The organism is Spirillospora sp. NPDC052242 (assembly GCF_040679555.1).
In the GTDB taxonomy this organism is placed as follows: domain Bacteria; phylum Actinomycetota; class Actinomycetes; order Streptosporangiales; family Streptosporangiaceae; genus Spirillospora.
The window spans coordinates 58,624-84,562 of the sequence record NZ_JBFAUZ010000041.1 but is presented as its reverse complement, the minus strand read 5'-3'; the positions used below and the strand labels follow the sequence as shown (position 1 = coordinate 84,562).

Genomic DNA, 25,939 nt, shown 5'->3' with positions numbered 1-25,939 from the left:
CACCTGCCGGGCCGCGACGCCCGAAAGAGAGGGCCCCGGTGGGACGGTCTCCGGGCGGAGACCGTCCCACCGGGGTGCGGTCACTCGGTGGAGATGGCCTGCAGGACGTCCATCCGCCCGGCCCGCCACGCCGGCCACAGCGCCGCCAGCACCCCGATCACCGCCGCGACCACCACGTACACGCCCAGCGTCACGACCGGCACCGACAGCACCGTCAGCCCCTGCTCGGACAGCGCGTTCTGCAGCGCCGCACCGAACGCCACCCCGATCCCGATGCCCAGCACGGCACCGAACACCGCGATCACGATCGACTCCACCCGAATCATCCGGCGCAGCTGCCGCCGGCCGAGCCCGATCGCCCGCAGCAGCCCGATCTCCCGCGTCCGCTCGATCACCGACAGCGCCAGGGTGTTCACCACCCCCACCGCCGCGATGATCACCGACATCATCAGCAGCGTGGTCAGCGCCGTCACCATCGTGTCGACCTGCGCGCGCGCCTCGTCCTTCAGCGCCGCCTGATCCGACACCTCCAGGTTCGGGTACGCGGCCAGCGCGCCCTCGATCGCCTCCGTGGTGGACGCCCCGGCGTCCGCGACGTTCACCACCACCAGGTCGATCTGCGGCTTCACCGCGTGCGCCAGATACACGCGCGGGTCGAGGATCTGCCCGCCGACCAGGGTGTTCTCGGCGTAGATCCCGGTGACCCGCAGCGTCGCCGTCTTCCCGTCGGGGAACCGGACCGGCACCGGTGACCCGACCGTCCAGCCGCGGTCCTTCGCGTTGTCCTCGCTGACCAGGATCCCGTCCGACCCGAACTCGGCCTTCCCCGCAACGGTCTCCAGCCGGACGGCCTGCACGACGACGTCCGCGTCGCTCGCCACGTACCGGACCTCCTCGCCGGCGATCTCGGCGTGCCCGCCGTAGACCATCGCGGCGTTCTCGACGCCCGGCACCTTCTCCAGCGTCCCGGCGACGTCGGCGCCGACGGACGCGCCCGCCGCGGCGCCCCCGGCCGCCTGCACGATGTAGTCCGCGCCGAACTGCTCCTCGATCTGCCGGTCGACCGACGTCCGCATCGTGGCGCCCAGCACGTTCACCACCGTGATCAGCGCCAGGCCGATCATCAGCGCCGCCGCCGTCGCCGCGGTCCGCCGCGGGTTCCGCAGCGCGTTGCGCCGCGCCAGCCGGCCCGGTGCCCCCAACAGCCGCGCGAACGGCGCGCCCAGCACCGTCACGACCGGGACGCTGATCACCGGAGCGAGCATCGTCACGCCGATGAACACCGCGAACGCGCCGCCGCCGACCAGCGCCACCGCGCCGTTCCCGGAGCCGGCGAGCCCCGCCGCGATCAGCGCCGCGCCCGCCGCCGTCAGCAGCGACCCGAGCGCCACCCGGATCCGCAGCGACCGCTGCGGCAGCGCGACGTCGTCCCGCATCGCCGCCACCGGCGGGATCTTCGCGGCGCGCCGCGCCGGGAAGTACGCCGACACGACCGTCACGACGATCCCGACCGCGTACGACCAGATCACCGGCGTCGCCGTGAACACCAGCGCCGCGTCCAGCCCGGCGACCCCCTGCAGCGCCAGCGCCAGCCCCGCCCCGGCGGCCAGGCCCAGCGTGGACCCGACGACGCCGACCGCGACGGCCTCGCCCAGCACCGCCCGCGTCACCTGCGGGCGGGCCGCGCCGATCGCCCGCAGCAGCGCCAGCTCACGCGTCCGCTGCGCCACCAGCATCGAGAACGTGTTGAAGATGATGAACGCCCCGACGAACACCGAGATCAGCGCGAACACCAGCATGAACGTCCGGAAGAACCCCATGACCTGCGCGACGTCGGACTTGGTCTCCTCGCGCAGCTGGTCCCCGGTGATCGCCTCGAACCCGTCCGGCAGCACCGCGGCGACCCGGTCGCGCAGCTCGCCCTCCGACGGCCCCGCCGACTCCATCTGCAGGTCGGTGAAGTACCCGGGGCGCAGCAGCAGCTTCTGCGCCGTCGCCGTGTCGAACGCGGTGACCGACGCGCCCATCAGGTCCCCGGTGTCGATCAGCCCGACGACCGTCATCCGCTGCACCGGCCCGGACGTGACGACCTGGACCGTGTCGCCGACGCCGAACCCGGCGTCCTCCGCCGTGGCGGCGTCCAGCGCCACCTCGGCCGGCCCGCGCGGCGCCCGCCCCGACGACATCGTGAACCCGGTGTCGTCGGCCCAGTTCACGCCGAGCTTCGGCACCCCCTGATCGGCGGGCGGCCCGGCCATCTCCCCGTCGCGGCCGAGCACCCCCGCGAACCCGGAGACGTTCCCGACGACGTTCTCCGCGCCGTCGACCTTCTGCACCGCCTCCACGACCGCCGCCGGCACCGGACGTCCGCCGCCGCCCTCGTCGGTCGCCCGGACGCTCACCGCCACGTTCTGCCCGATCCGGCTGAACATGTCGTCGAACTGGCGGTTCATGCTGTCGGTGAAGATCAGAGTGCCGGCCACGAACGCCACGCCGAGGATCACCGCGACGGCCGTCAGCACCAGCCTGATCTTGTGCGCCGCGAGGTTGCGGAGCGTGACCCTCGCCATCATCGGGACGCGCCCTCCGCCCCGTCCTCACCCGCGCGGGCCGCCCCCGCGGGACCCGCGGGGGCCGCGTCGAAGCCCTTCATCCGCTCCAGCACCCGGTCCGCGGTCGGTTCCGCCATCGTGTCCACGATCCGCCCGTCGGACAGGAACAGCACCTGGTCGGCGTACGCCGCCGCCGACGGGTCGTGCGTCACCATCACGATCGTCTGGCCCATCTCCCGCACCGACCCCCGCAGGAACTCCAGCACCTCCGCGCCCGACCGCGAGTCCAGGTTCCCCGTCGGCTCGTCCGCGAAGATGATCTCCGGGCGGGACGCCAGCGCCCGCGCGCACGCCACCCGCTGCTGCTGCCCGCCCGACAGTTCCGTCGGCCGGTGCTTCAGCCGCGGCCGCAGCCCCACCGTGTCGATCACCCGGTCCAGCCACGCCGCGTCCGGCCTGCGTCCCGCGATGTCCATCGGCAGCGTGATGTTCTCCAGCGCCGTCAGCGTCGGCACCAGGTTGAACGCCTGGAACACGAACCCGATCTTGTCGCGGCGCAGCCGGGTCAGCTGCTTGTCCTTCAGCCGGGTCAGGTCGGTGTCGCCGACGAAGACCGCACCCGAGTCGACCGAGTCCAGCCCCGCCATGCAGTGCATCAGCGTGGACTTCCCCGACCCGGACGGCCCCATGATCGCCGTGAAGCGCCCGCGGGGGATCCCCACGGACACCGCGTCCAGCGCCACGACGCGGGCGTCGCCGCGCCCGTACACCTTCGAGATCTGTTCCGCCCGCGCGGCGACATCGCCCGTCCCGGGGCCCGTCCCCGGCGCGGATCGCGCATCGGCGGTCGATGGGGCGGTGTTCGTCACGAGAACTCCTGTGAGGGTGAGATGAGCGGTGAACACGGAACGCGCCGATCGTCCGGCGGTCCGTTACCGGAAACCCTAGGAGTCCCGGACGCCCGAAGGATGCACCCACGGAAGGGAATCGGCCGTCCACCCAACGCAGGACGGCGCCCCGGCCCGCTCGTCCTCCCGGAGTAGGGAACCCCCGCCCCGAAGGCAGGGGAACCTCCGGGACGACCCTGACACGCACCCCCGTCGCCGCAGGTCGCAGGCCCGCGACACCCCTGAGGCCCGCCTCCGCCCAGGCGTGGGCGGCGGGGGAGGGCTCAGGACTGGCCGGGCCGGCTCATCCCCGTCTCGTAGGCGTACACCACCGCCTGCACCCGGTCGCGCAGCCCCAGCTTCGCCAGCACGTTCCCCACGTGCGTCTTCACCGTCGTCTCGCTGACCACCAGCTCCGCCGCGATCTCCGCGTTCGACTGCCCGCGCGCCACATGCGACAGCACCTCCCGCTCCCGCTCGGTCAGCGTGTCCAGCCCCGGCGGCGGCGCCGAGTCCCGCGCCGCGGGCAGCCGCGTCGCGAACTTGTCCAGCAGCCGCCGCGTCACGCTCGGCGCCACGATCGCGTCGCCCGCCGCCACGATCCGGATCGCCTGCACCAGGTCCTCCGGCGGCGAGTCCTTCAGCAGGAATCCGCTCGCCCCCGCCCGGACCGCCTCGATCACGTACTCGTCCAGATCGAACGTCGTCAGGATCAGCACCCGCGGATCGTGCGACGCCGCACCGTCCCGGATGATCCGCCGCGTCGCCTCGATCCCGTCCACGCCGGGCATCCGGATGTCCATCAGCACCACGTCCGGTAGCAGCGACCGCGTCATCTCCACCGCCGCCGCGCCGTCCCCGGCCTCGCCCACCACCGCGATGTCCGGCTCGGCCTCCAGGATCAGCCGGAAACCCGTCCGCAGCAGCGGCTGGTCGTCCACCAGCAGCACCCGCACCGCGCTCATCGCGCCGCCCCGTCCATCGTTCCGGCTCCTCGCCTCACGCCGCTCATCACCGGCATCCGCCGCCCGACCCCGATCCGTCCACTCCCGGCCCGTGCACTCCCGAACCGTCCGCTGCCGAACCGGTCCCTGCCGGCCCGCTCACGCCTGCTCATGCCCGTCCCCGCTCATGCCCGACAACCTACGCCTCCAGCGGGAAACGGGCCCGCACCCCGAAACCGCCCCCGACCCGCGGCCCGATCCGCAGCTCGCCACCGTACAGCGCCACCCGCTCGTACATCCCGACCAGCCCGTGCCCCGGACGCGCCTCGTCCCCCGCCATGATCGTCGCCGTGCCCGGCCCGTCGTCCTCGATCTCCACCGTCAAATGATCATCGGTGTAGTACAGCCGCACCCACGCCCGCGCCTGCGCCCCCGCGTGCTTCAACGTGTTCGTCAACGCCTCCTGGATCAACCGGAACGCCGCCACGTCCACCCCCGGCGACGGCGTCCGCGCCTCACCCTCGATCCACAACTGCACCGACAACCCCGTCTCCCGCACATGATCCAGCAGCTCGCCCAGATCGCCCAGCCCCGGCTGCGGCGCCAGCTCACCGCCCGCCCGCTCCATGTCCCGCTCCGTCCGCAGCACCCCCACGATCCGCCGCATCTCGCTCAGCGCCGTCCGCCCGACCTCCTCGATCGTCGACATCGCGTCCCGCGCGCTGTCGGCGTCCCGATCGATGATCCGCCGCGCCGCCCCCGCCTGCACCGTCATCACGCTCACATGATGCGCCACCACATCGTGCAGCTCCCGCGCGATCCGCGAACGCTCCTCGATCCGCGCCGCCCGCGCGTCCGTCCCCCGCGCCCGCTCCAGCCGCGCCGCCCGGTTCTCCAACTCCGCGAAATACGCCCGCCGCAACCGCAGATTCCGCCCCAGCATCCACACACCGATCACCAGCGCGCAATCCGTCAGGAACACCATCGGCGACGTCGGCACCGGCAACGCCACCAGCATCACCATGAAATACACGAACGCCAGCAACCCGCCGAGCGCGCTCTGCGCCAGCCCCCGATGCGCCGCCACGCCGTACACCGCCACCAGGAACGCCACCACGTCCGGCACCGACGGCGGATACCCCAGCACCGACAGCACCGTCCCGCCCGCCACGATGAACAGCAGCACCGGCAGCGGAGCGCGCCGCCGCCACGTCAGCGCCATCGTCACCGCCGCCACCAGCGCACCGCCCAGCGCGTCCGGCGGCGTGAACACCGACCCGTACCCCTCCACCCGGACGTCGGAGAGGAACAACTGCGGCAGCCCCACCAGCAGCAACCCTGCCGCCAGCAGCGCGTCGGCCGCCGACGGACGCGCCTGCAGCCAGGCACGGAAGGCGAGAAGACCACGGATGCGGGGTGACACGATTCTCACCCTAGGACGTCACGCCAGGTCGTGAGCCCTCCTGAACGCGGATCTGCCGTCATCCCCAAGAAGGAGACCGCGCCGCCCCGACCGACCCGCACGGGCTACAGATCGTCCCGCTCACGCGCCGCACCACCCGGCACCGCCGCGCCCCCGCCCTCCAGGTCCGCCGGCGACGGACGCCCCACCGGCACCACCGGCAACGGCGGGGGAGTCCCCCCGAACTCCGGGCACCGCTCCCGATGATCGCACCAGTCGCACAACCGCCCCCGCCGCGACCGCCACTCCCCGCTGTCCATCGCCCGCCGGATCGCCTGCCACAACGCCTCCACCTTCCGCTGCGTCGCCCGCAGGTCCGCCTCGTCCGGCTCGTACCGCAACACCTCGCCGTTCCCCAGATACATCAACTGCAGCAACCGCGGCACCCGCCCCCGCGACCGCCACAGCACCAGCGCGTAGAACTTCATCTGGAACAGCGCCCGCGCCTCGAAATCCGCACGCGGCGCCGTCCCCGTCTTGTAGTCCACGATCCGCACGTCACCGGTCGGCGCCACGTCCACCCGGTCGATGTACCCCCGCAGCTTCAACCCCGAGTCCAGCACCGTCTCGACGAACAGCTCCCGCTCCGCCGGCTCCAGCCGCCGCGGATCCTCCAACGTGAAGTACCGCTCCACCATCCGCCGCGCCTGCGCCAGCCACTCGTCCCGCTCCGCGTCCCCCGCCTCGCCGTCCTCGAACAGCCCCGCCAGCTCCGGCTCCGACTCCAGCAGCCGCTCCCACTCCGGCCCCAGCATCGCCAGCGCCGCCTCCGGCGTCCGCCCGCCGGTCGGCAGATCGAACAACCGCTCCAGCACCGCGTGCACCAGCGTCCCCCGCACCGCCGCCGCGCTCGGCCGCTCCGGAATCCGATCGATCACCCGGAACCGGTACAGCAACGGGCACGTCATGAAATCGCCCGCCCGCGACGGCGACAACGACCCCACCACCGGCACGCCCCCCGACCCGCCGTCCCCCGCCGGGGAAGGAGAAGGAACATCGGGCGTGCCTGGGCGCCGGCCACCGGCCTCGGTCGTCGTCATGGCACAGCAGCGTAGGCGACCACCCCGACGAAACCCCGCAACCCGCGACCGCGCCCGCCCCACGACCCCCGATCCCGCCACCCGCCCGCACGATCCCGCCCACCCGCGCCGCCACCGGACGCACGACCGCCCGAACGGGGCCGTAGCATCGGTGACGTGACACACAGCGCGCCCCCGAACCAGGGCAAGACCCCGGCCACCGGCCACGACGACGGCCGCACACCCCGCCCCGGCCTCTACTTCGGCCGCCCCTTCGGCGTCCCCGTCTTCGTCTCGCCCAGCTGGTTCCTGGTCGCCGTCCTCGTCACCGTCATGTTCGAAGGACAGGTCAACGACATCGTCGAACGCCCCACCAGCTACGCCGTCGCGTTCGCCTACGCCGTCCTCCTCTACGGCTCCGTGTTCGTCCACGAACTCAGCCACGCCGTCACCGCCCGCGTCCTCGGCCTCCCCGTCCGCTCCGTCACCCTCCACATCCTCGGCGGCGAGACCTCCATCGAACGCGAGGCCCCCACCCCCGGCCGCGAATTCCTCATCGCCTTCGCCGGCCCCCTCGTCAACCTCGTCCTCGCCGGACTCGGCCTCCTCGCCCACGCCCTCCTGCCCCTCCCCGACGTCGCCCTCCTCCTCGTCGACGCCCTCACCTTCGCCAACCTCCTCGTCGGCGTCTTCAACCTCCTGCCCGGCCTCCCCCTCGACGGCGGCCGCCTCGTCCGCGCCGCCGTCTGGAAGGCCACCGGCCACAGCCGCAGCGGCGCCATCATCGCCGGCTGGGTCGGCCGCGCCGTCGCCGTGGCCGCCCTCCTCGCCGGCGCCTACCTCGCCGCCTACCCCGCCTCCGACGAGACCACCGGCGGAGGCACCGGTTTCGGCTGGCTCGCCCTCCTCTGGTCCGCCCTCGTCGCCTCCTTCATCTGGGTCGGCGCCACCCAGGCCATCCGCGCCGAACACGTCCGCGACCGCATCCCCCTGCTGTCCGCCCGCCGCCTCGCCCGCCGCGCCACCCTCGTCACCCCCGACGTCCCCCTCGCCGAAGCCGTCCGCCGCGCCCACGCCGACCACGCCGGCGCCCTCGTCGTCGTCGACCACGACGGCGCCCCCCGCGGCCTCGTCAGCGAGAAGGCCGTCACCCAGACCCCCGAACACCGCCGCCCCTGGATCACCGTCGGCGACCTCTCCCGCGCCCTCGACCCCGACGACGCCCTCCCCGCCGACCTCCGCGGCGAAGCCCTCCTCGAGGCCCTCCGCCGCGCCCCCGCCGCCGAATACCTGCTCCTCGAACCCGACGGCCGCGTCTACGGCGTCCTCGCCGTCAGCGACGTCGACCGCACCTTCACCGGCATCTGACGCCCCCCGCGGCCCCTCGCGCGCGCCCTGCCGGGCACCCTGCCGCGCGCTCTGCCGCGCGCTCTGCCGGACGGTCAGAACCGCCCCCGCCCGGCGCTAGCCTTGACCTCCATGAGCGAAACCCAGTCCCACGACGGACCCCGCACCACCACCGGCCGCATCCCCCACGGCCCCTTCCGTCCCGGCGACCAGGTCCAGCTCACCGACCCCAAGGGCCGCATCAACACCATCACCCTCCAGCCCGGCAAGGAATACCACTCCCACAAGGGCGCCATCCCCCACGACACCATCATCGGCAGCCCCGAAGGATCCGTCTTCCGCTCCACCGGCGGCGTCGAATACCTCGCCTTCCGCCCCCTCCTCACCGACCACACCCTCCGCATGCCCCGCGGCGCCGCCGTCGTCTACCCCAAGGACGCCGCCCAGATCGTCGCCCAGGCCGACATCTTCCCCGGCGCCCGCGTCATCGAGGCCGGCGCCGGCTCCGGCGCCCTCAGCTGCTTCCTCCTCCGCGCCGTCGGCGAACACGGCCTCCTCTCCTCCTACGAACGCCGCCCCGACTTCGCCGACATCGCCCGCGCCAACGTCGAACGCTTCTTCGGCGGCCCCCACCCCGCCTGGCGCCTCACCGTCGGCTCCCTCGAACACGACCTCGCCGAAACCGAGATCGACCGCGCCGTCCTCGACATGCTCGCCCCCTGGGAATGCATCGACGCCGTCGCCGAAGCCCTCATCCCCGGCGGAATGGTCTGCGCCTACATCGCCACCACCACCCAGATGTCCCGCATCGTCGAAGACCTCCGCGCCCACGGCGCCTTCGCCGAGCCCTACGCCTTCGAGACCATGCTCCGCACCTGGCACGTCGACGGCCTCGCCGTCCGCCCCGACCACCGCATGGTCGGCCACACCGGCTTCCTCGTCACCGCCCGCCGCCTCGCCGACGGCGTCACCCCGCCCACCCGCCGGCGCCGCCCCGCCAAGGGCGCCCACCCCGCCCCCGACACCGCCCCGAACGGCACCGCCCCCACCGGCGGCACGTCCCCCGGGCCCTCCGGCGACGCGGACGACGACCGGCCCGGCGCCACGCCCGGCCCCGCCACCGAGGCATAGATCACATCCCGGCGCCCCACCGGCGTGTCGCACCACAACCCGTCGAAACCGCCGAACCCCACCGCCGCACCCGCCCCGCACACCAAGAAACCCCAGGTCCGGCCCCTGCCGCCCCGCCCACCGGACCGCCCCCGCACGCCCCCGAAAACCACCCGCACGACACGAGAACCGAATGGGCAGGTTACGGAAGCCCTCCAGATAGGTAGGGTCTCAGTAGGTCGTCGGCTCTCTTCGTGAGGAGGTGACGGGGCGTGGCCGCTCGTGACGATGCTGGGGCGCGCAGAGCGCAGCACGACAAGGAGGTCAAGGACCTCCAAACGCAGATCTCCTTCCTGGAGGAGGAGATCACCGTGCTGCGCCGCAAACTCGCGGAATCCCCGCGCCAAGCACGCGTGCTGGAAGAACGTCTCCATGAGGCACAGGCCAACCTGGCCGCAGTGACCGGTCAGAACGAGCGTCTCGTAGCGACCCTCAAAGAGGCTCGCGAACAGATCGTGGCGCTCAAGGAGGAGGTCGACAGGCTCGCACAACCACCCTCCGGATTCGGGGTCTACCTCGGAACCCGAGACGACGGAACCGTCGACATCTTCACCGGCGGACGCAAACTCCGCGTCAACGTCAGCCCCGCCGTGGACGTCGAAGAACTCCAGCGCGGCCAAGAGGTCATGCTCAACGAGGCCCTCAACGTCGTCGAAGCCCTCGACTTCGAAGAGCAGGGCGAAGTCGTCATGCTCAAGGAACTCTTCGACGACGGAGAACGCGCCCTCGTCATCGCGCACGCCGACGAGGAACGCGTCATCAAACTCGCCGAACCGCTCCGCGGCGTCCCACTCCGCGCCGGCGACTCCCTCATGCTCGAGTCCCGCTCCGGATACGCCTACGAGAAGATCCACAAGGCAGAGGTCGAAGAACTCGTCCTCGAAGAGGTCCCCGACATCTCCTACAACGAGATCGGCGGCCTCGGCGGCCAGATCGAACTGATCCGCGACGCCGTCGAACTGCCCTACCTCCACGCCGACCTGTTCCGCGAACACCAGCTCCGGCCCCCCAAGGGCGTCCTCCTCTACGGACCGCCCGGATGCGGCAAGACCCTCATCGCCAAGGCCGTCGCCAACTCGCTCGCCAAACAGGTCGCCGAGAAGACCGGCAAAGAGGGCAAGAGCTTCTTCCTCAACATCAAGGGGCCCGAACTCCTCAACAAGTACGTCGGCGAAACCGAACGCCACATCCGGCTCGTCTTCCAGCGAGCCCGCGAGAAGGCCTCCGCCGGCACCCCCGTCATCGTGTTCTTCGACGAGATGGACTCCATCTTCCGCACCCGCGGCTCCGGAGTCTCCTCCGACGTCGAGAACACCATCGTCCCGCAGCTCCTCAGCGAGATCGACGGAGTCGAAGGCCTCGAGAACGTCATCGTCATCGGAGCGTCCAACCGCGAGGACATGATCGACCCCGCGATCCTGCGCCCCGGACGACTCGACGTCAAAATCAAGATCGAGCGCCCCGACGCCGAAGCCGCCAAGGACATCTTCTCCAAGTACATCCTCAGCGGCCTCCCGCTCCACCCCGACGACCTCAAGGAGCACGACGGCTCCGAAGAGGCCACCGTCGACGCCATGATCCAGCGCACCGTCGAACGCATGTACGCCGAAACCGAGGAGAACCGCTTCCTCGAAGTCACCTACGCCAACGGTGACAAGGAAGTCCTCTACTTCAAGGACTTCAACTCCGGCGCCATGATCCAGAACATCGTCGACCGCGCCAAGAAAATGGCGATCAAACAATTCCTCGACACCGGGCAAAAGGGCATGCGCGTCAGCCACCTGCTCGCCGCCTGCGTCGACGAGTTCAGCGAGAACGAAGACCTGCCCAACACCACCAACCCCGACGACTGGGCCCGCATCTCCGGCAAGAAGGGCGAACGGATCGTCTACATCCGCACCCTCGTCTCCGGAACCAAGGGCGCCGAAGCCGGACGCTCCATCGACACCGTCGCCAACACCGGCCAGTACCTCTGACCCGACGACCACGCACGCGGCGGCCCCACCCCAAGGGGCCGCCGCGCGCACGTCACCACCATGCGACCACACCGGCACCACGACGAATCCGCCACGACACACCGCCCCCGTGGCTCCACCCCCACCGCCCCGATAGGCTCGACAATATGACTGTTCGGCGGGTGATGGGCATCGAGACCGAGTACGGCATCTCCGTACCGGGCCAGCCAGGGGCCAACGCGATGGTGACCTCCTCCCAGGTCGTCAACGCCTACCTCGCGGCATCGGCGGCACGCGCCCGCCGAGCCCGCTGGGACTTCGAAGAAGAGAACCCCCTCCGCGACGCCCGCGGCTTCGACCTCGCCCGCGAGGTCGCCGACCCCACCCAGCTCACCGACGAAGACCTCGGCCTCGCCAACATCATCCTCACCAACGGCGCCAGGCTCTACGTCGACCACGCACACCCCGAATACTCCGCACCCGAGTGCACCAACCCCCTCGACGCCGTCATCTGGGACAAAGCCGGAGAACGCGTCATGGCCGACGCCGCCCAACGCGCCGCCATGGTCCCCGGCACCAACCCCATCCAGCTCTACAAGAACAACACCGACAACAAGGGCGCCTCCTACGGCTGCCATGAGAACTACCTCATGCGCCGCGAAACCCCCTTCGCCGACATCGTCCGCCACCTCACCCCCTTCTTCGTCTCCCGCCAGGTCGTCTGCGGCGCCGGCCGCGTCGGCATCGGCGTCGACGGACGCGGCGACGGCTTCCAGATCAGCCAGCGCGCCGACTTCTTCGAAGTCGAGGTCGGCCTCGAGACCACCCTCAAACGCCCCATCATCAACACCCGCGACGAACCCCACGCCGACCCCGAGAAGTACCGGCGCCTCCACGTCATCATCGGCGACGCCAACCTCGCCGAGCTGTCCACCTACCTCAAGCTCGGCACCACCTCCCTCGTCCTCGCCATGATCGAGGACGGCTTCCTCACCACCGACCTCTCGGTCGACATGCCCGTCGCCTCCCTCCGCGCCGTCTCCCACGACCCGTCCTGCAAGCACCTGCTCACCCTCCGCGACGGCCGCAAGATGACCGCCGTCCAGCTCCAGATGGAGTACCTCGAGCAGTCCCGCAAGTACGTCGAGGACCGCTTCGGCGCCGACGTCGACGACATGACCAAGGACGTCCTCGACCGCTGGGAGTCGGTCCTGCACCGCCTCGGCGACGACCCCATGCAGCTCTCCCGCGAGCTCGACTGGGTCGCCAAGCTCGCCCTCCTCGAGGGCTACCGCAGCCGCGACGACATCGACTGGTCCCACTCCCGACTGCACCTCGTCGACCTCCAGTACGCCGACGTCCGTCCCGACAAGGGCCTTTACAACCGCCTCGTCGACCGCGGCCGCATCGAACGCCTCATCACCGAGGACCAGGTCGAGGCCGCCATCGACGACCCGCCCGAGGACACCCGCGCGTACTTCCGCGGCCGCTGCCTGCGCCAGTACGCCGACAACGTCGCCGCCGCCTCCTGGGACTCCGTCATCTTCGACGTCCCCGGCCGCGAGTCCCTCCAGCGCGTCCCCACCCTGGAGCCCCTGCGCGGCACCAAGGAGCACGTGGGCGCCCTCCTGGACCGCTGCCGCACCGCGGAGGCCCTCGTCTCCACTCTGACCGGCCAGGACTGACCTGAGGGCCGCACGACGGCCCTGACCAGTGCACATGCCCGGCCCCGGCGGCCTGCGCCGCCGGGGCCGGGCACGCGCGTTTCCGGCCTCCGCCACCGCGATGACCTGGGTAAACGGCCGACGTCTCCGTATCGAGACCGGTATGCCCGTTTCATTGCTCTACGGACGGGCGATAACCCGAGCATGCCCGAAGCCCCCCGCCGAGGCGGACGAAACGGACCGCAAGATCCACTCGTCGCCGAAGATCGGGGATAAGGTCGAAGGCAACGGCAGGAGCGGAGGTACGTGATGGCCACAAAGGACACCGGCGGTCAGAAGCAGACCACGCGGCGCACGGACGAGGTCGAGGAGACCGAGGCCACGACCAGCGAAGACGTCCAGGAACGCCACGAGGAACTGACCGACGACGTCGACAACATCCTCGACGAAATCGACGAAGTCCTCGAGGAAAATGCGGAGGAATTCGTCCGTGGATTTGTCCAAAAGGGCGGGGAATGATATAGATTGCCCGGGATGTCCGATTTGAAATACAAGAGGACATCTGGCCAATTCTGATAAAACGAAAAAAGTGGCGCGCCATGGGCGGGACTTGTTAAAGTCTCGCCCATGGATGCTGCGAAGAAGTGCAAGGACTGTGGACAGGTCAAGCCGGCCGGTGAGTTCTGGAAGCGCAAGGCGTCGCCGGACGGTCTGGCGCTCTACTGCAGGGACTGCTTCGCCCTGCGCAACGCGGCCTCGTATCGCGGGAAGCAGGCTGTGCTCGGCAAGAAGACGCGGGATTTCCGTAGACGTGTCAAGGTCCCTGATGGGATGAAGTACTGTCCAAAGTGCGAAACGGTCAAGTCGGTGGACGAGTTCGGGCGGAACCGCTCGGGCAAGTCTGGAAGGGCCTCTTACTGCCGCACCTGTTTCAACCTCGTCTCGCGAGAGAATCGGGTGAAGAACCACGGCAGCGCCCGCAACTACCTCCTCAAGCTCCGATACGGGGTGACCGAGGAGGAGGTGCAGCAGATGATCGCCCGGCAGGGCGGCGTCTGCGTCATCTGCCTTCGCGCCGAGGCGAAGCACGTCGACCACGACCACTTCAGCGGCGCCGTCCGGCACATCCTGTGCTTCAAGTGCAACGGCGCGCTCGGCCAGTTCGAGGACGACCCTCAGCGCATGCTCCTTGCTGCGGACTATCTCGAGCTTCGCGGCTCACAGGCCCACATGCTCGTGAACGAACTGGGCAAGCCGGTGTTCGACGGCCGCAGCCGTGCAGAGGCGCGCGGCTACAACCGTGGGGCCCACGGGACTCTGGGCAGTTCGTCTCGCGCCCGCCACCTGTACCGCCGCTACAAGATGACGGAGTCCGACGTCGACTGGCTCCTGAAGCGGCAGGTGGGTCTGTGCGGGGTTTGCAGCGATCGGCCTGGAGAGCACATCGATCACGACCACAACAGCGGAGCCGTGCGAGGAATCGCCTGTACCGGCTGCAATACCGGCATGGGGCAGTTCGGTGACGACCCCACATCACTCCGCCGGGCCGCCGACTACGTGATGGGGAATCTCGTCAAGACCGTGACCACGCAGGACGGTACGGCGCGACTGTCGTTCACGGTCCCGGACGTGGATCCGGCGACGCTCGCTCCGGACGCCTGGAAGCCGTATCGCGATGCGGACGGCGAGCACCGGCGCGGCAACCCGTCCTTCGGGGCCTACACCGGGGACGTGGACGGCCTGACGCCGCTCGAGGTCCTGGTGCGGGAGATCGTTGCACGGAGTCGAGCGTCGGGACGGACGCCGGCGCCCGGTGTCGTTGCGCGCTCGTAGGGTCTGGCCGCCCCGCCGGGTCGGTCGGTTCGCCGTGGGCTGACTCGGTGGGGTGGGCGCGGCATGCAGGGGCGGGCGTTGAACAGTAGGGTCGTACTCGTCCGTGCCGGTGATCTGTGTGGTGCCGGTGCCATGGTGGAGGGAAGGGAGTCGCGTGGCGTCCCACGATTCGCACACCGGGCGTCTGTCGAGCTTGTTCGCGAGCCCGGACACGTCTTCGTTCACGGAGTTCCTGGGGGCGTACTCTCCGGATCTGCTGCCCGGCGGGCGGACGCCGCCGGCGACGCCGGTCGGGGACGAGATTCCCCACGGGACGACGATCGTCGCGGTGACTTTCCCCGGCGGGGTGGTGATGGCGGGGGACCGGCGGGCGACCGCGGGGAACGTGATCGCGCAGCGCGACATCGAGAAGGTGTTCCGGGCGGACGAGTTCTCGGCGATCGCGATCGCGGGGACGGCCGGGATCGGCATCGAGATGATGCGGTTGTTCCAGGTGGAGCTCGAGCACTACGAGAAGCGCGAGGGCCGGACGCTGTCGGTCGAGGGCAAGGCGAACCGGCTGGCGACGATGGTGCGGCAGAACCTGGGCATGGCGATGCAGGGTCTGGCGGTGGTGCCGCTGTTCGCGGGGTACGACGAGGAGCGGGACGCGGGGCGCATCTTCTCCTACGATCCTGCGGGCGGCCGGTACGAGGAGCGGGACTTTCACTCGATCGGGTCGGGTTCGGTGTTCGCGCGGGGCGCGCTGAAGAAGCTGTTCCGGCGGGATCTGTCGGCGGAGGACGCGGCGCTGGTGTGCGTGCAGGCGTTGTACGACGCGGCGGACGACGATTCGGCGACGGGCGGCCCGGATCTGCCGCGGCGGATCTTCCCGGTGGTGGCGTCGGTGACGTCGGACGGGTACCGCCGGCTCGGTGAGGACGAGGTGGGGGCGCTCGCGCGGTCCGTGGTCGAGGCACGTTACGACTCGCCGGGCGGGCCGACCGCCCCGCTGCGATAGAAGGGATCCAGACCGGTGTCGATGCCGTTCTATGTGTCGCCTGAACAGCAGATGAAGGACAAGGCGGACTATGCGCGGAAGGGTATTTCGCGCGGCCGCAGCGTGGTCGTGCTGCAGTACGACGACGGCATCCTGTTCGTGGCGGACAATCCGTCGCGGGCGCTGCACAAGATCAGTGAGATCTATGACCGGATCGCGTTCGCGGCGGTGGGGAAGTACAACGAGTTCGAGAACCTGCGGCTGGGCGGGGTGCGGTACGCGGACATCAACGGGTACCAGTACGACCGTCGGGACGTGACGGCGCGGGGGCTGGCGAACGTGTACGCGCAGTCGCTGGGGACGATCTTCACGGAGACGAACAAGCCGTACGAGGTGGAGCTGGTCGTCGCGGAGGTCGGTGAGGACGCGGAGACGGACCAGATCTACCGGTTGACGTTCGACGGGTCGGTGGCCGACGAGCACGGTTACGTGGCGATGGGCGGTCAGGCGGACGCGGTGGCGCAGGCGCTGAAGGACGGGTTCCGCGAGGGGGCTCCGTTGGAGGAGGCGTTGCGGACGGCGGTGCGTGCGCTGGAGGCGCAGGATTCGGATCGTCATCTGGAGGCGTCGTCGCTGGAGGTGGCGGTGCTGGATCGGAATCGGGAGCATCGGCTGTTCAAGCGGTTGGCGGCTCGGCGGATCGAGGGGCTGCTGTCGGAGGGGTCGTCCGGGGCGTCGGGCGGTAAGGACGAGGACGGTTCGGCGTCGTCGTCGGATTCGGCGGACGAGGACTGATTCGCGGTCCGTCGCTCGGGTCCGGGCCGGTTCGGCCGCTGTGAGCGATCGTCCGTGAGTTCCGGCCTGGGAGCCGGGCCGGGCGTCCCGGGCCGAGGGGCCGGTTCCTAGAGGTCCGGTGCGGATCCCGCGGGGATCGGCCCGGGCCAGGCCGGTGTGGTGAGTGCCTGTGGGCCCGTCGTGGTGGTGCGGTGTGATGCCGTGGCGCCGCGGCGGGCCTTCGGTGTGTCGGGAGTGCTGTGGGGCGGGTCCCGGGAACCTTGTCCATCCGGAGACTACGAAGTTGGGGTCGGGGCGCATAGGGTCGTGGTGTGGACAGGCGCATCTTCGGGCTAGAGAACGAGTACGGCGTCACTTGCACGTTCCGTGGGCAGCGGCGGCTGTCTCCGGATGAGGTGGCGCGTTATCTGTTCCGGCGGGTGGTCTCGTGGGGGCGCAGCAGCAACGTGTTCCTGCGGAACGGGGCGCGGCTGTATCTGGATGTGGGGAGTCATCCGGAGTACGCGACGCCGGAGTGCGACAGTGTCGTCGATCTCGTGACGCACGACAAGGCGGGGGAGCGGATCCTGGAGGGTCTGCAGGTGGACGCGGAGCGGCGGTTGCGGGAGGAGGGCATCGCCGGCGACATCTACCTGTTCAAGAACAACACGGATTCGGCGGGGAACTCGTACGGCTGCCATGAGAACTATCTGGTGGGGCGGCACGGGGAGTTCGGCCGGCTGGCGGACGTGCTGATCCCGTATCTGGTGACGCGGCAGATCATCTGTGGTGCGGGGAAGGTGCTGCAGACGCCGCGGGGTGCGGTGTACTGCGTGTCGCAGCGTGCGGAGCACATCTGGGAGGGCGTGTCGTCGGCGACGACGCGGTCGCGTCCGATCATCAATACGCGGGACGAGCCGCACGCGGACGCGGAGCGGTTCCGGCGGCTGCACGTGATCGTCGGTGACTCGAACATGAGCGAGGCGACGATGCTGCTGAAGGTCGGTGCGACCGACCTGGTGCTGCGGATGGTCGAGGCCGGGGTGGTGATGCGTGATCTGACGCTGGAGAACCCGATCCGGGCGATCCGGGAGGTCAGTCATGACATGACGGGACGGCGGAAGGTGCGGCTGGCGAACGGCCGGGAGGCGAGTTCGCTGGAGATCCAGAAGGAGTACTTCGTCAAGGCGCGGGATTTCGTGGACGCGCGGGGCGGTGACGCGACGGCGAAGCGGGTGCTGGATCTGTGGGAGCGGACGCTGCGGGCGGTGGAGACCGGGGATCTGGATCTGGTGTCGCGGGAGATCGACTGGGTGATGAAGTACCAGCTGATCGAGCGGTACCGGCGGAAGTACGATCTGCCGTTGTCGTCGCCGCGGGTGGCGCAGCTGGATCTGACGTATCACGACGTGCATCGTGATCGGGGTCTGTACTACCTGCTGGAGCGTCGCGGGGGTGCGGAGCGGGTCACGCGTGATCTGGACATTTTCGAGGCGAAGTCGGTTCCGCCGCAGACGACGCGGGCGCGGTTGCGGGGCGAGTTCATCCGCAAGGCGCAGGAGAAGCGTCGTGATTTCACGGTGGACTGGGTGCATCTGAAGCTGAACGATCAGGCGCAGCGGACGGTGCTGTGCAAGGACCCGTTCCGGTCGGTGGACGAGCGGGTCGACAAGCTGATCGCCGGCATGTAGCGGGAGTGTCCGGGGTGTTCCCCGGACGCGCCGTCGCGTGGCCTCGGGGTGCGTTCGGGGCGGCCTGGCGGGCCGATTCTGGAGTGGACGGGCGTGGGTGCGGATGTCGGGCGCGCCCGGCCCTACTGGCGGGTCACTTTGGGGGTAGGGTGAGCGGCCAGCAGCGCTCGTCACCCCCGTGAAGGACCCGTATGCGCCGTCGTCGTCTCTCGGTCGTGTCCGCCGCCGTCGTGCTGTCCGTTCCGCTCGTGTTCGCGTCGTCGTGTTCGTTGTTCGGCGGCGGGGTGGACGTGTCGGTGAGCGGGGAGTTCGGGAAGGTTCCGGAGGTGGAGTTCCCGGACGGCGGGCCGGGTGATTCGCTGGCGGTGGAGACCCTCGAGGAGGGGGACGGGGCGGAGGCCCGCAAGGGCGATCTGGTGGTGGCCGACTATGTCGGTTACCGGTGGAACGACGATGAGCGCAAGCTCGTGGCGAGCAGTTACGCGGAGGGCGAGCCGGGGGTGTTCCCGACGGGGACGGTGGTTCCCGGGCTCGCGGAGGCGCTGGTGGGGGCGCGGCCGGGGGCGCGTGTGGTGGCGCGGATCCCGCCGGAGAAGGGTTTCGGGGAGGACGGCGACTCCCGGCATCGGGTGGGGCCGGGCGACACGCTGGTGTACGTGCTGGATGTGCGGGGCGTGTACGGGAAGTCGGCGGCGGCGAAGGGGAAGGCGCGGGAGCAGCGGGATCCGAGGCTGCCGAGGGTCGGGGACGCGGCGGCGGGGCAGGTGCCGGTGGTGACGATGCCGAAGGGCGCGGCGCCGGGGAAGCTGCAGGCGGTGCCGCTGGTGGAGGGCGCGGGGCCCGAGGTGAAGGGCGGGCAGCTGGTCGCGCTGCAGTACGCGGGGTATTTCTGGCGTAACGGACAGGTGTTCAATTCGTCGTGGGGTGAGGGGCATCCGGCCGCGGTGACGATCGGGACCGGCGAGGTGATGAAGGGCTGGGACGAGGCGCTGGTGGGGCGCCGGGTCGGCAGCCGGATGCTGCTGGTGGTTCCGCCGTCGCTGGGTTACGGGGAGAAGGGGCTGTCGCAGTACGGGATCCGGGGCGACGACACGCTGGTGTTCGTGGTGGAGTTGCTCGGCGTCCACTGAGGCTCGGGCGGTGCCGGGGCGGTGCTCGCCGGCCTGGGGTGCTGCCGGTTTCTAAAACCCATGCCCGCTGTTCCTAGACTGGCGGGGTGGAGGACATCGACGCGATCGCGCTGCTGCAGGATCCGGTGCGGCGGCGGCTGTACGAGTTCGTGGCGGCGCGGGGCCGCGAGGTGGGCCGGAACGAGGCGGCGGAGGCGCTGGGCCTGGGCCGGACGCTGGCCGCGTTCCATCTGGACAAGCTGGTGGACGGCGGCCTGCTGGAGGCGGGCAGCCGCCGGTTGACGGGGCGTTCGGGGCCGGGGGCGGGGCGTCCGGCGAAGGTGTACCGGCGGTCGGCGGTGGAGCGCGGGGTGTCGGTGCCGGCGCGGGATTACGGGACGGCGGCGTCGCTGCTGGCGGAGGCCGCGGACGCGGCCGGTCTGGACGTGGAGTTGCAGGAGGCGGCGCGGCGGCGGGGGCGTGCGCTGGCGGCGGCGGACGGGCCGTGCGGTGATCTGGCGGGGTTGGAGCGGGTGCTGGCGCGGCGCGGCTACGAGCCGGTGCGGGGGGAGCCGGGCGGTGCGGAGTCCGGGCGGGACGATCGGGGCGGACCCGCCGAGCGGACGGGGGAGGCCGGGGCCGCGGAGACCGGGGCCGGCGGGGTCGTCCGGATGCGCAACTGCCCGTTCGGTGCGGTGGCCGAGGCGTTCCCGCCGCTGGTGTGCGGCATGAATCTGGCGCTGCTGGAGGGCATGACGGAGGGTTCCCGGGGTGTGCGGGTGCGGATGGACGCGCGCCCGGGCTGGTGCTGCGCGGTCGCGGAGGAGGTGCCGCCCGCCCCTTCTAAAAACAACGATGATTGACATAGAAGCGGGAGCCGTGGTGAGGTGACCTCATGACAGACGATCACCGCGCCGAGCGCACGCCTGCCCGCACCGAGGACCCTCGCCACCACCTCGCCCAGTTCAACGTGGCGACCATGCGTTTCCCGCTGGACGACCCGCGCATGGCGGAGTTCGTGGAGATGCTCGACCCCGTGAACGCCCTCGCCGACGCCGCTCCCGGGTTCGTCTGGCGGCTGGTGGAGGACGGGCAGCCGGACGCGACCCGGATGCGTCCCGCCGGCGACGACGTGATCGTCACGTTCTCGGTGTGGGAGTCGGCGGAGGCGCTGTGGGACTTCGTCTACCGGTCCGGGCACCTGGAGTCGATGCGGCGCCGCCGCGAGTGGTTCCGGCGGCACGCCGAGGCGCACCTGGTGCTGTGGTGGGTTCCCGCCGGGCACGTCCCGACGGTGGAGGAGGGGATGGAGCGGCTGGCGCTGCTGCGCGCGGAGGGCCCGTCGCCGCGCGCGTTCACGTTCGCGTCGCCGTTCACCGCCGAGGAGGCCGGGCTCGCGCCGGTGTGAGCCGGGCCCCCGGGCGGCGGCGAGGGGACGCGGCGGGCGTCCGGTGGGCGCCCGGGGCCGCGGCGGTCAGGGCCGTGGCGGTCGGGCGAGGAGCGTCGCGGTGTGGCGGCCGGCGGCGGCCGCGGTGAGGAAGTAGGCGAGGTCCTCGTCGAGGCGGCGGCCCATGGTGGACAGCCGGACGCCCCAGTCCCGTTCGGCGTCCGCGAGCGCGTCGCGGAGGCCGTCGACGGCGACGGGGACGAGCGCGTGCCGGTCGCCGAGCGGGGCGGCCTGCGCCGCGACGCGGGCGCCGAACTCGCCGCCCAGCTCGGGGACGGGGACGTCGGCACGGGCGAGGGCGACGCGCCCGTAGGCGGTGAGGGAGTGGTGGGAGACGCCGATGTGGCGTTCCCGCCGGTCGCCCTCGCTGACCCGCAGCGACGCGACGGGCCGCCCGTCGAGGACGGACGCGGCGTTGACGGCCTCGCCCGCGGAGACGCCCGAGAACCCCCAGCGGGTGCCGGTGCCGAGGTTGCCTGGCCCCTGCGCGAGGACGACGACCTCGGCGTCCAGCACGAGCCGCGCCGCGAGGAGCCCGGTGTGGACGGTGACGGCCTCCAGGTCGCCGCCGAACGCCTGCCCGACGGTGACGGTCGCGGCGAGGGCGCCCGCGTCCTTGAGCCGCGCGATCGACATGGAGAACCAGGACGGCAGCGCGCCCCCGTCGGGCATGACGTACACGACCCGGGTCCCCGGCCGGGCGGCGAGGAGCCCGGCGAGGATCGGCGGCAGCGCCGAGTGCAGGTCGGCGACGACGACGGGCGCGCCGCCGAGGGAGTCGGCGTCGCGCAGGACGTCGTGGTGGGGGGAGTCCTGCTCGTCGGCGCCGAGGACGGTGGCCTGCAGCGGGGTGTAGCGGGCCTTGACGAGGTGGCCGGGGCCGGACGGGTCGGGCGGGAGCCGGTCGGGGATCGCGACGACCATCGCGTAGCCGCCGGTGCCGAGGCCCATCGCCAAGGCCGTAGTGTTGAGCAGGACGGTGTCGCCGGGTTCGGGGCGCCCCACCAGCGCGGGATACGCCAGGGCGCGGTGCGCGCCGTCGCCCCCGATCTCGACGTCGAGTTCGACCGCCCCCGGCCATTCGCGTCGGATGCCCTCAACTGTGCCTTTACGCCATCGGATCACACTGGGAAACGGTAGCGTCCTCTGGTGACGGGCGTGGGGGCGTTCGGGCCCGCGCACGGGGGACCCGGGGGCTTCACGGAGCGAAGAGGTGGTGGCGAAGTGTCGCGGCGCAAGACCGAGCGCCTGCTGAATCTGGTGGTCTGCCTGCTCGCCACCCGGCGCTATCTGACCGCGGAGCAGATCCGCCGGGCGGTGCCGGGCTATCCGGACTCCGACGAGGCGTTCAAGCGGATGTTCGAGCGCGACAAGGAGGAGTTGCGCGAGCTGGGCGTTCCGCTGGAGGTCGGCAGTGATCTGCAGGGCGGGGGCGGCGAGGAGATCGGGTACCGGATCCCGCCGCAGGACTACGAGCTGCCCGACGTGCACCTGACGCCGGACGAGGCGGCGGTGCTGGGCCTGGCGGCCCGGGTGTGGCAGCGGGCGAGCCTGGCGGAGGCGGCGTCGGGGGCGCTGCTGAAGCTGCGCGCCGCCGGGGTGGAGACCGACGCGTCGGCCGCCGTCGGGATCGAACCGCGCGTGGACACCGGCGAACCGGCGTTCCCCGCCCTCTGGGAGGCGGTCCGGGACCGGCGGCCGGTCGCGTTCGACTACCGCGCGATCGGGCGGACGTCGGTGACCCGCCGCCACCTGGAGCCGTGGGGCGTCGTCAGCCGGCGGGGCCGCTGGTACGTGGTGGGGTTCGACCGGGACCGCGAGGAGGAGCGGGTGTTCCGGCTGAGCCGCATCGACGGGGAGGTCGCCGCGGACGGCCCGGCCGGGTCGGTGACGGTCCCGGACGGCGTCGACGTGCGGCGCATCGCGTTCGACCGCGGCGAGCCGGTCACCGAGCCGCGCCCGGCGACGGTGCGGCTGCGTGCGGGCGCCGCGCAGGGCCCGCGCCGGTGGGCGCGCGACGTCCGGCCCGCCGGCGACGGCGCGTGGGACGAGGCCGTCCTGACGTTCCGGGACGTGGAGCGGTTCGCGCCGTACCTGGCGCGGTTCGCCGACGACCTGGTCGTCCTCGACCCGCCGGACCTGCGGGAAGCGGTGATCCAGCAGCTGAAGTCGGCGCTGGCCGCCGGGGAACCGGACCCGGCCCGCGGCGCCGGGACCGAGGACGGAACGGTGAACGCGCGATGACCCCCAAGACCACCAGGACCCCCAAGACCGCCAGGCCCGCCAAGCCGGCCGCGAAGCAGGCGGCGGCGTCGACCGGGCGGCTCGCGCGGCTGCTCGCGCTCGTCCCGTACGTCGTCAACCGCGACACCGTCGCCCTCGAGGAGGCCGCGGCCGCGTTCGGGGTGACCGAGAAGCAGCTGATCGACGACCTGAACCTGCTGTGGTGCGTGGAGCTGCGCGCGCCCGACCCGTACTGCCCGATCGACCTGTCCTACGAGGGCGGGGAGATCACCGTCGCGGAGGCCGAGTCGATCGCGCGGCCGCTGCGGCTGAAGGTCGACGAGGCCAGCGCCCTGCTGGTGGCGCTGCGGATGCTCGCCGAGATCCCCGACCTGCACGACCGGGACGCGCTCAGCCGCGTCATCGCGAAACTGGAGACCGCCGCGGGCGCGGCGGCCGCGCCGAGCGCGCAGGTCGCCGTCGAGGTCGACGCCCGGGACGTCGCCGCGGGCGGCGGCCCCGGCGCCCGCACCGTCCTCGGGACGCTGCGGGACGCCGTCGCGTCGCGGCGCCGCGTGCACCTGGCGTACTACGTCCCCGCGCGCGACGAGAACACCGAGCGGGACGTCGACCCGATGCGGCTGCTGGTGGTGGAGGGCAACACCTACCTGGAGGGGTGGTGCCGCCGCGCGGAGGCCGTCCGGCTGTTCAAGCTCGACCGCATCACCGACCTCACGGTGCTGGACGACCCCGCCGAGGTCCCCGACCACGCCGAGCCGATCGACGTCGACGCCGGGCTGTTCCGGCCGTCCCCGCAGGACGTGCGGGTGACGCTGGAGCTGACGCCCCGCGGCCGCTGGGTCGCCGACTACTACCCGTGCGAGAGCGTCGAGGAACTGGGGGAGGGGCGGCTGCGGGTCGTGCTGCCGACCCCCGACACCCGCTGGGTGCGGGGCCTGGCGCTGCGCCTCGGCGACCAGGGGCGCGTCGTGGCGCCCGCGTCGGTCGCCGACGGCGTCCGCGACGACGCCGCCCGCGCCCTCGCCCTGTACGGCCTGGGCTGACCCGCCCGGCACGCGCACGCGCCGGACGGGCCGTCCCGCGCCGCCGTCCGGCCCGGCGCGCGCACGCGCACGCGCACGCGCCGGTCCGGCCGTCCGGTTCGGCCGTCCCGCGCGACCGTCCCGCGCGACCGTCCCGCGCGGCCGTCCAGGACCGGCGGGGCCGGGGGCGGCCGCCGTCCCGGAGGCGGGCCCGTGCTGAAGGTGGCGCCGGGATCGGCTACGGTGGCGGGCGTGGCGTGGGTAGCGGTTTCGGTGACGGCGGGCTTCGTCGGCCTGGCCGTGCTCGCCTACTGCGCGTTCAAGGTGTACCTGGGCGTGCGGCGGTTCGGACGTGAACTCGAGCGCACAAGATCACGGCTGGCGCCGAAACAGTCGGCGCTGCGGGATGAACTCTCTCGACTCGAGGGATCTCGGGCGCCACAAGCGCGCGAAGACGGCGTACGATCGTCGTGAGGACCCCTGCTGAAGAGGATTTGTCATGGCTGGACTTGGCACGACCGAAATTCTGATCATCCTGGCGGTCGTACTGCTGCTGTTCGGGTCGGCGAAGCTGCCGCAGCTCGCCCGCTCCCTGGGCAAGTCCGCCCGGATCCTGAAGGCCGAGACCAAGGGCCTGCACGACGACGATGACGGCGACGACGCCCGCAAGGCGCAGGCGTCGCAGCAGCAGGACGCCCCCGCCGAGGCGCCCGGCGCGCAGCAGAACGCGCGCGGCCCGCAGGCGCTCGCGTCCGGTGAGCCGCTCCAGGGCGTTCCGGTTTCGGACCCGGGCCAGGTCCGCAAGCACTGATCCGGCGGCGGCGCACCGCTCCACCGCACCATCCGCGCCGCCCCGCCCGCGGCGGTCCCCGCCCTCGTGCCGAGGGCCGCCGCCGCGTCGACCCCCGGACCCGAACACGAGCCCGAAAGCCGATGATGAAGCTGAGCAGGCGCGGCGCCGCATCCGACGGCCGCATGCCCCTCTTGGAGCACCTCCGTGAGCTGCGCAACCGGTTGGTCAAGGCGATCCTCGGCCTGCTGGTGGGCACGATCATCGGCTGGATCTTCTTCGACCCCATCTGGGACTGGCTGAAGCAGCCCTACACGCGGATCCCCGCCGAGCACTGCCTCGAAGGCAAGTGCGACCTGGTCGTCCACGGCATCTTCGACGGCTTCTTCGTGCACCTGAAGGTCGCGCTGATCATCGGCGCCGTGCTGTCGTCGCCGGTGTGGCTGTACCAGCTGTGGGCGTTCGTCGCGCCGGGCCTGTACCAGCGGGAACGCCGCTGGACGTACACGTTCATGGCGGCGGCCGTGCCGCTGTTCGTCGCGGGCGGCTACCTGGCCTACCTGACGATGGACAAGGGCCTGGAGATCTTCATCGGGCTCGCGCCGGGCGACACCACCGTGCTCGTCGGCGTCCAGGACTACCTGAGCTACGCCCAGGCGATGCTGTTCATCTTCGGGCTGACGTTCGAGCTGCCGCTGTTCGTGGTCGTCCTGAACCTGGCGGGCGTGCTCACCCACGAGCGGATCCGCAAGTCCCGGCGGCTGCTGTGGTTCGGGGTGTTCGTGTTCGCCGCGATCGCCACCCCCAGCCAGGACCCGTTCACCATGCTCGCCCTGGCCCTCCCCACGATCGTGCTGTTCGAGATCGCCGAGCTGATCGCGTTCCTGCACGACCGGAGGCTCGCCGCGCGCCACGACCCGTACGCGGAGCTGTCCGACGACGAGGCGGCCCCGCTGGACCTCGAGGCGATCGACGCCGAACTGGAGAAGGGCGGCGGCCGCACCCGCTGACCCGCGCCCCCCGGCGCGCGCCCGTCCAGTACGCGCCCGT

Annotated in this window: 23 protein-coding genes; 17 read left to right on the top strand and 6 right to left on the bottom strand. The window is 71.6% G+C overall.

The genetic code is table 11. The features are described 5' to 3' along the window. Positions 1-80 precede the first annotated feature (80 nt). The 5 genes from AB0L25_RS29475 to AB0L25_RS29455 form a co-directional block, all read right to left on the bottom strand. The gene (locus tag AB0L25_RS29475; protein WP_500175985.1) at positions 81-2,573 is read right to left on the bottom strand and encodes an ABC transporter permease; all 2,493 of its coding nucleotides are present in this window, start codon (positions 2,571-2,573) and stop codon (positions 81-83) included. Then, entirely contained in the window at positions 2,570-3,421 is an 852-nt protein-coding gene (locus AB0L25_RS29470) for an ABC transporter ATP-binding protein (RefSeq protein WP_500175984.1), read from the bottom strand. Before AB0L25_RS29470 ends, AB0L25_RS29475 begins: the two co-directional genes overlap by 4 nt. A 302-nt stretch (positions 3,422-3,723) precedes the next feature. Beyond that, the gene (locus tag AB0L25_RS29465; protein ID WP_191333300.1) at positions 3,724-4,404 is read right to left on the bottom strand and encodes a response regulator; all 681 of its coding nucleotides are present in this window, start codon (positions 4,402-4,404) and stop codon (positions 3,724-3,726) included. A 178-nt stretch (positions 4,405-4,582) separates the two neighbouring features. Further along, positions 4,583-5,806 carry a sensor histidine kinase gene (locus AB0L25_RS29460; RefSeq protein ID WP_500175983.1) on the bottom strand — a complete coding sequence of 408 codons (1,224 nt, stop codon included), beginning with the start codon at positions 5,804-5,806 and terminating at the stop codon, positions 4,583-4,585. A gap of 104 nt (positions 5,807-5,910) precedes the next feature. Further along, positions 5,911-6,798 (bottom strand): RecB family exonuclease, encoded by an 888-nt coding sequence (locus tag AB0L25_RS29455; RefSeq protein WP_500175986.1) that lies wholly within the window; start codon positions 6,796-6,798, stop codon positions 5,911-5,913. A 243-nt stretch (positions 6,799-7,041) separates the two neighbouring features. On the opposite strand from AB0L25_RS29455, the gene AB0L25_RS29450 reads away from it, so the two are divergent. The 12 genes from AB0L25_RS29450 to AB0L25_RS29395 all read left to right on the top strand — a co-directional run bounded on the left by AB0L25_RS29450 (position 7,042) and on the right by AB0L25_RS29395 (position 20,794). Continuing rightward, positions 7,042-8,232 (top strand): site-2 protease family protein, encoded by a 1,191-nt coding sequence (locus AB0L25_RS29450; RefSeq protein WP_500175982.1) that lies wholly within the window; start codon positions 7,042-7,044, stop codon positions 8,230-8,232. A gap of 111 nt (positions 8,233-8,343) precedes the next feature. Continuing rightward, positions 8,344-9,342, top strand: a complete 999-nt coding sequence (locus AB0L25_RS29445) for a tRNA (adenine-N1)-methyltransferase (protein ID WP_500175981.1) — start codon at positions 8,344-8,346, stop codon at positions 9,340-9,342. Positions 9,343-9,593: 251 nt separating this feature from the next. After that, on the top strand, positions 9,594-11,357 hold the full coding sequence (arc, locus tag AB0L25_RS29440; RefSeq protein ID WP_500175980.1) for a proteasome ATPase: 1,764 nt from the start codon (positions 9,594-9,596) through the stop codon (positions 11,355-11,357). 146 nt (positions 11,358-11,503) lie between these two features. Continuing rightward, positions 11,504-13,021, top strand: a complete 1,518-nt coding sequence (dop, locus tag AB0L25_RS29435) for a depupylase/deamidase Dop (RefSeq protein ID WP_500175979.1) — start codon at positions 11,504-11,506, stop codon at positions 13,019-13,021. 288 nt (positions 13,022-13,309) lie between these two features. Next, positions 13,310-13,519 (top strand): ubiquitin-like protein Pup, encoded by a 210-nt coding sequence (locus AB0L25_RS29430; protein ID WP_416497331.1) that lies wholly within the window; start codon positions 13,310-13,312, stop codon positions 13,517-13,519. Positions 13,520-13,627: 108 nt separating this feature from the next. After that, positions 13,628-14,833 (top strand): endonuclease VII domain-containing protein, encoded by a 1,206-nt coding sequence (locus AB0L25_RS29425; protein WP_500175978.1) that lies wholly within the window; start codon positions 13,628-13,630, stop codon positions 14,831-14,833. 154 nt (positions 14,834-14,987) lie between these two features. Continuing rightward, positions 14,988-15,833, top strand: a complete 846-nt coding sequence (gene prcB, locus AB0L25_RS29420) for a proteasome subunit beta (protein ID WP_026401673.1) — start codon at positions 14,988-14,990, stop codon at positions 15,831-15,833. Between the two features lie 21 nt (positions 15,834-15,854). Continuing rightward, on the top strand, positions 15,855-16,607 hold the full coding sequence (gene prcA, locus AB0L25_RS29415) for a proteasome subunit alpha (RefSeq protein WP_500175977.1): 753 nt from the start codon (positions 15,855-15,857) through the stop codon (positions 16,605-16,607). A 311-nt stretch (positions 16,608-16,918) separates the two neighbouring features. Then, positions 16,919-18,277: a Pup--protein ligase gene (gene pafA / locus AB0L25_RS29410; protein ID WP_026401675.1), complete on the top strand. Its 1,359-nt coding sequence runs from the start codon at positions 16,919-16,921 to the stop codon at positions 18,275-18,277. A gap of 191 nt (positions 18,278-18,468) precedes the next feature. Continuing rightward, positions 18,469-19,407 (top strand): FKBP-type peptidyl-prolyl cis-trans isomerase, encoded by a 939-nt coding sequence (locus AB0L25_RS29405; protein ID WP_500175976.1) that lies wholly within the window; start codon positions 18,469-18,471, stop codon positions 19,405-19,407. A gap of 86 nt (positions 19,408-19,493) precedes the next feature. Beyond that, on the top strand, positions 19,494-20,249 hold the full coding sequence (locus AB0L25_RS29400; protein ID WP_500175975.1) for a helix-turn-helix transcriptional regulator: 756 nt from the start codon (positions 19,494-19,496) through the stop codon (positions 20,247-20,249). A 32-nt stretch (positions 20,250-20,281) separates the two neighbouring features. Further along, positions 20,282-20,794 (top strand): DUF3291 domain-containing protein, encoded by a 513-nt coding sequence (locus AB0L25_RS29395; protein WP_500175974.1) that lies wholly within the window; start codon positions 20,282-20,284, stop codon positions 20,792-20,794. Between the two features lie 66 nt (positions 20,795-20,860). Here the strand turns inward: AB0L25_RS29395 and AB0L25_RS29390 are convergent, their stop codons facing one another. After that, on the bottom strand, positions 20,861-21,958 hold the full coding sequence (locus tag AB0L25_RS29390) for a DUF3866 family protein (RefSeq protein WP_500175973.1): 1,098 nt from the start codon (positions 21,956-21,958) through the stop codon (positions 20,861-20,863). Positions 21,959-22,057: 99 nt separating this feature from the next. On the opposite strand from AB0L25_RS29390, the gene AB0L25_RS29385 reads away from it, so the two are divergent. From AB0L25_RS29385 to tatC, 5 genes are all read left to right on the top strand, one after another. Continuing rightward, positions 22,058-23,077, top strand: a complete 1,020-nt coding sequence (locus tag AB0L25_RS29385; protein ID WP_500175972.1) for a helix-turn-helix transcriptional regulator — start codon at positions 22,058-22,060, stop codon at positions 23,075-23,077. Further along, a complete protein-coding gene (locus AB0L25_RS29380) occupies positions 23,074-24,120 on the top strand; it encodes a helix-turn-helix transcriptional regulator (protein WP_500175971.1) in 1,047 nt (348 codons plus the stop codon). The genes AB0L25_RS29385 and AB0L25_RS29380 overlap by 4 nt, the downstream gene beginning before the upstream one ends. A 192-nt stretch (positions 24,121-24,312) precedes the next feature. Continuing rightward, positions 24,313-24,573, top strand: a complete 261-nt coding sequence (locus tag AB0L25_RS29375; RefSeq protein ID WP_233618025.1) for a hypothetical protein — start codon at positions 24,313-24,315, stop codon at positions 24,571-24,573. A gap of 25 nt (positions 24,574-24,598) precedes the next feature. Further along, positions 24,599-24,910, top strand: a complete 312-nt coding sequence (gene tatA, locus AB0L25_RS29370) for a Sec-independent protein translocase subunit TatA (RefSeq protein WP_500175970.1) — start codon at positions 24,599-24,601, stop codon at positions 24,908-24,910. A 164-nt stretch (positions 24,911-25,074) separates the two neighbouring features. Further along, positions 25,075-25,899, top strand: a complete 825-nt coding sequence (gene tatC, locus AB0L25_RS29365) for a twin-arginine translocase subunit TatC (RefSeq protein ID WP_500175969.1) — start codon at positions 25,075-25,077, stop codon at positions 25,897-25,899. The last annotated feature ends 40 nt before the right edge of the window (positions 25,900-25,939 follow it).

Bases quoted from the DNA above. Each gene is read 5' to 3' on its own strand.
- AB0L25_RS29405 (WP_500175976.1), top strand. From the start codon at position 18,469: ATGCGCCGTCGTCGTCTCTCGGTCGTGTCCGCCGCCGTCGTGCTGTCC.
- AB0L25_RS29445 (WP_500175981.1), top strand. From the start codon at position 8,344: ATGAGCGAAACCCAGTCCCACGACGGACCCCGCACCACCACCGGCCGC.
- dop (WP_500175979.1), top strand. From the start codon at position 11,504: ATGACTGTTCGGCGGGTGATGGGCATCGAGACCGAGTACGGCATCTCC.
- AB0L25_RS29430 (WP_416497331.1), top strand. From the start codon at position 13,310: ATGGCCACAAAGGACACCGGCGGTCAGAAGCAGACCACGCGGCGCACG.
- AB0L25_RS29465 (WP_191333300.1), bottom strand. From the start codon at position 4,404: ATGAGCGCGGTGCGGGTGCTGCTGGTGGACGACCAGCCGCTGCTGCGG.
- tatC (WP_500175969.1), top strand. From the start codon at position 25,075: ATGCCCCTCTTGGAGCACCTCCGTGAGCTGCGCAACCGGTTGGTCAAG.
- AB0L25_RS29425 (WP_500175978.1), top strand. From the start codon at position 13,628: ATGGATGCTGCGAAGAAGTGCAAGGACTGTGGACAGGTCAAGCCGGCC.
- prcA (WP_500175977.1), top strand. From the start codon at position 15,855: ATGCCGTTCTATGTGTCGCCTGAACAGCAGATGAAGGACAAGGCGGAC.
- AB0L25_RS29395 (WP_500175974.1), top strand. From the start codon at position 20,282: ATGACAGACGATCACCGCGCCGAGCGCACGCCTGCCCGCACCGAGGAC.
- AB0L25_RS29380 (WP_500175971.1), top strand. From the start codon at position 23,074: ATGACCCCCAAGACCACCAGGACCCCCAAGACCGCCAGGCCCGCCAAG.
- tatA (WP_500175970.1), top strand. From the start codon at position 24,599: ATGGCTGGACTTGGCACGACCGAAATTCTGATCATCCTGGCGGTCGTA.
- AB0L25_RS29475 (WP_500175985.1), bottom strand. From the start codon at position 2,573: ATGATGGCGAGGGTCACGCTCCGCAACCTCGCGGCGCACAAGATCAGG.